Source organism: Microbacterium sp. C448 (assembly GCF_000582705.2).
Lineage (GTDB): Bacteria > Actinomycetota > Actinomycetes > Actinomycetales > Microbacteriaceae > Microbacterium > Microbacterium lacus_A.
Map to the genome: position 1 here is coordinate 1 of NZ_HG779629.1, position 7,624 is coordinate 7,624.

General features: G+C 65.7%; 7 protein-coding genes. 3 read left to right on the plus strand and 4 right to left on the minus strand.

Features of this window, described 5'->3' with window-relative positions; translation table 11 throughout:
* The 3 genes from MIC448_RS04855 to MIC448_RS04865 form a co-directional block, all read right to left on the minus strand.
* Window positions 1–252, minus strand: a 252-nt coding sequence (locus tag MIC448_RS04855) for a MarR family winged helix-turn-helix transcriptional regulator (RefSeq protein WP_144237983.1), incomplete at its 3' end; no start/stop codon positions are given.
* Between the two features lie 45 nt (window positions 253–297).
* A complete protein-coding gene (locus tag MIC448_RS04860) occupies window positions 298–2,214 on the minus strand; it encodes an FAD-dependent monooxygenase (RefSeq protein ID WP_051513155.1) in 1,917 nt (638 codons plus the stop codon).
* A gap of 178 nt (window positions 2,215–2,392) precedes the next feature.
* Window positions 2,393–3,667 (minus strand): ABC transporter substrate-binding protein, encoded by a 1,275-nt coding sequence (locus MIC448_RS04865; RefSeq protein WP_036296836.1) that lies wholly within the window; start codon window positions 3,665–3,667, stop codon window positions 2,393–2,395.
* A 206-nt stretch (window positions 3,668–3,873) separates the two neighbouring features.
* Between MIC448_RS04865 and MIC448_RS04870 the strand changes: the two genes are divergently transcribed.
* The 3 genes from MIC448_RS04870 (at window position 3,874) to MIC448_RS04880 (ending at window position 6,703) form a co-directional block, all read left to right on the plus strand.
* Complete coding sequence (locus MIC448_RS04870) at window positions 3,874–4,839, plus strand: LysR family transcriptional regulator (protein ID WP_051513157.1); 966 nt, start codon at window positions 3,874–3,876, stop codon at window positions 4,837–4,839.
* Between the two features lie 123 nt (window positions 4,840–4,962).
* Window positions 4,963–6,159 (plus strand): acyl-CoA dehydrogenase family protein, encoded by a 1,197-nt coding sequence (locus MIC448_RS04875; RefSeq protein ID WP_036296839.1) that lies wholly within the window; start codon window positions 4,963–4,965, stop codon window positions 6,157–6,159.
* A 13-nt stretch (window positions 6,160–6,172) separates the two neighbouring features.
* Window positions 6,173–6,703 (plus strand): flavin reductase family protein, encoded by a 531-nt coding sequence (locus MIC448_RS04880; RefSeq protein ID WP_051513159.1) that lies wholly within the window; start codon window positions 6,173–6,175, stop codon window positions 6,701–6,703.
* A gap of 84 nt (window positions 6,704–6,787) precedes the next feature.
* On the opposite strand, the gene MIC448_RS04885 is transcribed toward MIC448_RS04880, so the two are convergent.
* Window positions 6,788–7,624: oxygenase MpaB family protein (locus MIC448_RS04885; RefSeq protein WP_051513161.1), on the minus strand; the 837-nt coding region annotated here is incomplete at its 5' end.

A 7,624-nucleotide genomic window follows, 5' to 3' on the forward strand; every position in this document is an offset into this window, starting at 1 on the left:
CCGAGCCACGACGTCCGCCACGGAGGACTTGTCGAGGGAGACGAGCTGCCCGAGGCGATGCTGGTCGATCCGCGGGTGCGCGGCGAGCGCGGTGAGCACGGCATATTGCGGACTGGTCAGATCCGTTCCGAACGATTCCGTCCAGATCGCGGTATGGACCTGCTGAGCGCGTCGCAGAAGATGGCCACAGATCGCGTGCATCGGGACGCCCCCGTGGGGCGCTCCACCATCGGCGGGATGCGAGTCGACCATCGCCGCCCATCATGTCACGAACGGGAATGCGCCCCATCCCCTGTGTCAGGTTTCCGGATGGCGCGCCCTCCCGATCGATAACGCGGGTTGTGCGGTGAGGAACCCGGCGAAGAAGTCCGTCAGTTCGGCGCGGGCGTCGAGGGGCAGGACGTGCGCGACATACTGATCGGGTCGCACGATGACAAGCGCTCCCGCATCGGCGATCCCACGCTCGGCGAAGATGTCGCGCTTCGGATGCTTTGCCCACGCCTTCTCCCAGTCCTGGAGATGCAACGGGCCCGTGCGCGGGATCAGCGCGGCGGGAAGGCGGGTTACGTCGATTTCGTGGTGCCCGGATCGGAAGACGCCGTGCACATCGATGACCGCGTCGAGGTCGTCCGCCTCCGCGGCGAAAACCCGCAGGGGGGAGTCCGGAGCGTCCGACAGCCACGAAGCGGTGTTCAGGAGTTCCGCATCATCACTCGAAGCGAATGCGTAGATTCGCCATCGCCCGTCGGCTCGATGAGCGTGCCCGAGCTCCATCGGCTTGGCGTCGGCGAGACGCACGACAGGGGTCGAGTGGAATCTCGTACCGATCACGAAGCCGGAGGCCAGTGACTGGTACTGGCTCGTGCCCGTCAGCGTCGAGGGTTGATAGGTCGTGGCGAGTCCGGCGGTGTACCGGCCCTGCCGGGCGAACTCGTCTCGCAGTTCGGTCGCCGTCACGCCGCCTTCCTCGGGGCGATCCGGGTCGAAGGTCGGCTGCGCGACGAACGCCGACCAGAACCGATCGAACTCGATCAGGTCCTTGGCCACGGATTGGCGCTCGGCCGAATACGTCCGAAGAAGCTCGGCGGGGGAGCGACCCTGCAGGACAGCGGCGAGCTTCCAGCCCAGATTGAAGGCATCCTGCATCGACACGTTCATGCCCTGTCCGGCTTTTGCCGAGTGGGTGTGGCACGCGTCACCCGCGATGAACACACTCGGCTCGGGCGCGGTGTCTGCGTTGTCGAAACGATCGCTGAGTCGTTGTCCGACCTCGTAGACGGAAGACCAGGCGACCGAGCGGACGTCTATGGAATAGGGATGCAGGATCGAGTTGGTGACGGCGGTGAGTTGCTCGACCGTGGTCTGCCGAATGCGGCTGTCCCCGGCGGGCACGGCGCCGAGATCAACGTAACAGCGCACCATGTTCCCGCCCTCGCGGGGGATCATGATGAGGCTGCCGCGTCCCGCGGACTGGATTACGTTCTTCGTGCGCCAGTCCGGAAAGTCGGTCGTGGCGAGCACATCCATCACGCCCCACGCATGGTTGGCGGCGTCACCCTTCAGCTCGAGGCCGATCGCCTGGCGGACGGAGCTGCGGGCGCCGTCGCACCCGACGACGTAGCGGGCGCGGATCGTGAATTCGCTCTCGCCCGTTGTGTCGGCCCGGCGCAGCCGCACCTCGACCGGATAGTCGCCGTCGAGAACCGTGAGGTCCACGAATTCGATCCCGTAATCCGGAACCAGCTTGCTGGCCGAGGACTCCATGTGATCGAGCAGGTACTGCTGCATGCGTGCTTGGTTCACGATGACGTGCGGGAACTCACTGAGCCCCTCGGGGGTGTCGTCGACCCATCCCGTGCGAACGATGCGCGAGCGGTCCTCAGCCGAGGGTCCCCAGAAGCGCGTTTCGTTGACCCAGTAAGCCTCGCGCACGAGAGCCTCGGCGAGACCGAAGCTCTGGAACATCTCGACCGTGCGGCATGCGACTCCATCTGCCTGCCCGACCTGAAGGGGGCCGTTCCGACGCTCGACGATTCGCGTATCGATGTCGGGGAAGGCCGCCAGTTGGGCGCCCAGGACGCAGCCGGCGGGCCCGGTTCCGACGATCAGCACATCGACCTCGCTGGGCATGTCGACGGATCGGGCGAGTCCGTAGTCCCGGGCCGGAAGCTCGTCGGGATCGCCGGGCCGATAGCCGTCACGGTAGAACTGCATGTCATATCTCCTTCGATGCGCGGCAGCGTCGATCACGAAAGATCGTCCGTATACGTACAATATCACCGTACACCCACCTCGTGCACGAGCGTGCTCGTTCGGAGCATGCGCGTCACGAGGCGGTCATGACGAAGGGCGCACGAACCTCTCGTTCGTGCGCCCTTCGGTGGGGAGTCGATCAGTCGAGCGCGTCGACGATCGTGAAGCCAGCCCCGTTGTACATCTGGACGACGACGGTGCTCATGGCCGGTCGGTCATCGGTCGTCGTGTCGATCACGCCGCCGTCGAGGAGGAACGGCGCCGAGTAATCGCTGATCGAGCGGAGGGCCTCCATGAAGCTCTCCCGCGTCGGTTCCTCCATCTTCATGAACGCCTGCTCGAGGATCGATGCTCCGATCCAGCTCCAGAGGCACTGGGGGAAACTGGGCTCACCCGGCTGCGCCGTGTATTCCGCGAGCGCGTCGAGGAATACCGTGCTGTTCGGGTCCTCCGTGAACAGCGGCGAGCCCACGGTCATTGACGATGCCGTGGTGTAGATGCCCGGGAAGGTGTCGGCCACTCCGGAGGGGACGAGGAACGCTGCGGGGCTCGCAGAGACCGAGGGGAGGAAGATGCTGGGGTGCCACCCGATCGTGTCGGCCTGCTGCAGCGAGCCGATCACGAGCGGTGCCAGCGAAGACATGGCGTTGAGGAAAACGTCGGCATCCGTCGACGCGAGGTCGGTGATCTGGGCGTTCACATCGGTTGAGGTGGCCTCGTAGCCCAGCTCCTTGACGACTTCGACGTTGTCAGCGTCCTCGATCGCCTCCCTGAAGCCCTCGACGTAGCCCTCACCGAAGTCGTCGTTCTGGAACAGGATGGCGACCTTGTGGTCATCGGGGGAATTGGCGAGCAGTTCGCCGAACGCCTCGCCCTCCTGCTGATAAACCGGAAGCAGGCCCAACTGCCACGGACTTTCTTCGCGGTTGCTGAACAGCGGATCACCCGTTTGCAGAAGAACCTGCGGGAACTCGGCGTCGATGGCGGCCTCGCGCCACGCGCGGTTCGTTGGCGTGCCGAGACTCAGTGCCGCCGCGAACGCACCGTCCGCTTGCATCTGCTGGAAGTTCGCGAGCGCGCGCTGCGGGTCGTAGCCGTCGTCGTAGGCCGTGAACTCCACCGTGCGGGTCTTGCCGTCGCCGAACTCGATACCGCCCTCGGCGTTCTTCGCGCCGAAGTAGGCGAGCCCGCCGTCGACGGCGCAGTTGCCGACACCCGCCGCGTTGCCCGTGAGCGGCGCCGTTGTGCCGATCGTGATGGATGTGTCGGTGATGCCGGGGCTCGCTTCGACCGTGCCGTCGCTCGCATCGCCCGAGCCCCCACCCCCTCGAGCGCATCCGGTCATCGCCAAGGCGATGACGCTGATCGTTGCGAGCGTCGCGTACGCGCGACGCGAGGAACCTGAGATCTTCATCGAGCTGTGCCTCCCGTGGTGGTGACGCTCATCCCGCCGGGGTCGTCGCTGAACTCGGCGGTCTGGTGATGGCGTCGCGGCCGCGACCTGAATGGGCGCCTGACCGGGATGTGGATCCGTGACCATCCTGTGCGGCCGCTCTTTCGACGGTCAAACAGAACAATGCGAGGATGAAGCACGGTTTTGCTGGGTTATACAGTGAGCGCATGGTCAATGTCGATCCCACGCTCGAGGGTCAGCTCACCCGTGGTGAGCTCACCTTCCGTCAACTCGCCCACTTCGTCGCCGCTGCGGACGCCGGCACGATCAGCGGGGCCGCGAAGACGCTACGGTTCTCGCCGTCCGCCATCTCGGCCTCGATAACCGAGCTCGAGCGTGCGCTGGGCGCTGAGCTCTGCGTTCGCCGTCGCGCTCAGGGTGTCACGCTCACCTCCACGGGGACTCTCGTCCTCGAGAAAGCGCGGCGCCTGCTGAACGATGTCGCCGAGCTGAACTACGCCGTGCAGGGTGGCGGGTCCGAATTGGTCGGGCCCGTCGTGCTGGGGTGCTTCGCTACGCTCGCGCCCGCCGTGCTCCCACGCATCCTCGAGGAGTACGAGACGCTGCATCCGCAGGTCTCGATCGACTTCGTCGTAGGAGCGCAGGACGAACTCACCGCCGCGCTGCGTTCGGGCGCGATCGACGTGGCGATCATGTACGACATGGGCGGGTTCGAGGCACTCGAGACGTTCGAGTTGTACGCGGCGCGCGGATACGCCCTCTTCGGCGCCGGCAACCCGCTCGCGAACAAGAAGGTCGTGGCGCTCGAGGAGCTGGCCGACCTTCCCTTCGTCCTGTTCGATCAGACGCCCAGCACCCGCTACGCCATGTCGATCTTCGAGGCGCGGGGGTTGACTCCGCGCGTACGGCACCTCACGCACGCGTTCGAGCTCACTCGCTCGATCGTCGCCCGCTCCGACTCCGCCTACGCCGTATTGGTGCAACGTCCGGCCAACAAGCTGAGCTACGAAGGGCTGCCGATCCTCGAACGCGAGATCGTGCCGCCGCCGCCATCGGTGTCGGTAGTCTTTGCCTGGGCTCGAGGAGTGGCTCTCTCGAGCCGGGCGCGGGCGCTCGCCGACCTCGTACGCCAGCAGTACGCGCGCGGAGACGCCTACACGGGTACTGACTAAAGCGATTTTCGTGAGCTTTATCGTCGAATTGTTCTGTTTGACCGCAAATGGACTCGTAATCAGGATGGAGGGACTACTCCCCACAACCAGCGCGGCACCGACGCCACGCGAGAGGCGGTTCCGATGTCCATCCTCACCCCTACGTCCGCTCGAGTCGCTCCCGCGCCGAACCTATCCGCCGACGATGTCGTCGACTCGGCCGTCCAACTGATCCCGTTGCTGCGAGAACGAGCAGCCGAGGTAGATCGCGAGCGCCGGATCCCCGACGACACCTACCGCCGACTCGGCGACGCGGGCTTGCTGCACGTTCTGAAGCCGAAGAAGTACGGCGGGCTCGAACTCAGTGAGCACGAGCACGCGCGCATCGCGATGAACCTGGCGCGCGGATGCGCCTCCACGGCGTGGGTGTTCTCGATCCTCAGCTCCGACAACATGGCGATCCTCGCCTACCCCGAAGAGGTCCAAGACGAGATCTGGGGATCCGATACCTACGCCACTCTCGCCGGCAACACCAACCTCAATCCGAAGGCCGTCGCGAAGAAGGTGGACGGCGGATACCTGTTGACCGGTAAGTGGGGATTCTGCAGCGGGTCTGACTTCTCCGAGTGGCTCATTTTCAACGCCCCCGTCGGTGACGACGGCGAGGGTCACATGTTCCTCGTGCCGCACGACGATGCGGAGACGATCGACGATTGGCACCCGACCGGCATGCGCGGCACGGGCAGTCGTTCGATGTCGGTGACTGATGTCTTCGTTCCCGAGCACCGTGTCCAGCGGACGGCGGACACCGTGCGAAAGCTGAAGGAACGCCGGTCGATGCATCCCACGTTCGACACGATGTACGCCACATGGCCCTCTCACGGTCGTTTCCCGTTTGCGTCATGTGCCGTCGGTGCCGCGTGGGGTGCTGCCGAGCACTTCGCCGAGACGGTCGGGTCGTCTACCCGTGTCGCCAACGCGCTCGGCGGCTCCGTGAGCCTCTCCGAGCAGGAGTACGTGGCCAGCGAATTCGCCCAGGCGCAGGGTGACATTCAGATGGCGCGCCTGCTGATCGAGAAGCGAAGCTTCGAGGCATCCGAGCGAGCGCGCCTGCGCGAGGAGTCCAGCGAGGCCGACACCGCCCGAGAGGCCCGTGACAATGCGCTCGTGACGCGCACAGCACTGCGCTCGGTACAGCAGATCTTCTCGCTCGTCGGTGCACGGGCGGGTAATGCCGAGCACCCGATCTCGCGCGCCAAGCGCGATGTCGAGATGATCTCGCATCACGTGACCCTGAACTGGCGCCAGGGCGCCATCCGGTACCTTGCCTCGGTCTCATGAGAGCGGACCGACGATGATCAGCCCCGATGACTTCAAGGCCGCATTCCGCTCGCATCCGGCGGGGGTCTCCCTGATCACCGCCGACGCGCACGGCGTCCCGATCGCGCTGACCGCGTCTTCCGTGTCGGCCGTCAGCGCCGACCCGCCCCTGCTGATGTTCTCGGTTTCGGTGCACAGTTCCAGCGCCGTCGTGCTCCGACTGGCCGATACGGTCGTCGTCCACCTTCTCTCGGCAGAGAATCTCGATCTGGCCGTCTTGGGTGCGACGAGTGGCATCGATCGGTTCGCCGACACGACGCGCTGGAGGCGACTCGACACGGGCGAACCCGTTTTCGACGATGCCCATACCTGGTTGCGCGCGCGCATCCTGCACCGGATCGACGCCGGTGGGTCGACGGTATTCGTTGCCACGGCGGTCGAGTCGCGTCTCGACGGCGGTGCCGAGATGCCGGATGGCCTGGTCTATCAGAACCGCACCTGGCATCGGCTCAACGCCGAGTCCGTCGCCCACCCGACCGAACTCGTCGCCCAAGCCCGGTCGTGAATGGGGCCCGGTCGTGAATGCGGCGCACGCCTGATCCCGTGGTCATCGCCCCGGATAAGGCGTGCGCCGTCCCCCCGATCCCGATCAGCTGGTCGCCGCGACGTCCTCGGCTTCTCGAATCGCGCTGGGCCGATCGGCATGACGTAAGAGCGTCTGCACTTTGGCCGCGCGCGCCTGGCGATGCTTCTCAGCGAGAGTGACCTCGGGATCCGGTAGGTAGCGCTCGCTCATCGTCAAGCCGACCTTCATGAAGGATCGTCCGAACCACCGGGTGATGGGTCCGGGTCGGGCGATGCCGTAGGTGCGGAAGATGTGGTCCGGATACATCCCCAGGACCATCGCGCGCGCCACCCCGTGCAGGGGACGGGGGAAGTGACGTTCGGCGAACGGCGTCAGCATCCGCTCCATGACGGCCGCTCCGTGCGAGTTGTCGCCCCAGTCGCGCGCCTCGTAGTCGTCCATGTACGCCATGATCCCCGCGAAATCCGCCGGAAAGCCGTGGAGCGGTTCGCCCGTGCCTGCGTTGCGGAACAGCTTTGCCATCCGGCTCCAGAACTCGACCGAGGCCATCTGGACCTTCTCGGGGAAGCCCGGCAGACCGATCCTCAGGCGCATTCGATGCATGAAGGCCGCCTCGTAGCAGAGGGTGTAAACGTAGTCTTCGTTGTGCGAGAAGTTGCCCGGATACTGTTTCGCCCAGTGTTCGTGCAGGCGGTTGAGAGATTCGACGGAGCGCTGGGTGGCCGGGTGTGACGGGCCGTTCTCCCACCAGATCAACATGTGGCGACCGGTGTCGTCCATGCGCTTGTTCGGGGCTGCGTAGATCTTGCCCGTCCCCGCGCGCAGGACGGCCTCGGCACCACGAGCCGGCGCGATGAAGTTCGGAAACGTCTGTGAGAGTGTCGAGTACCTCCTGGCGGC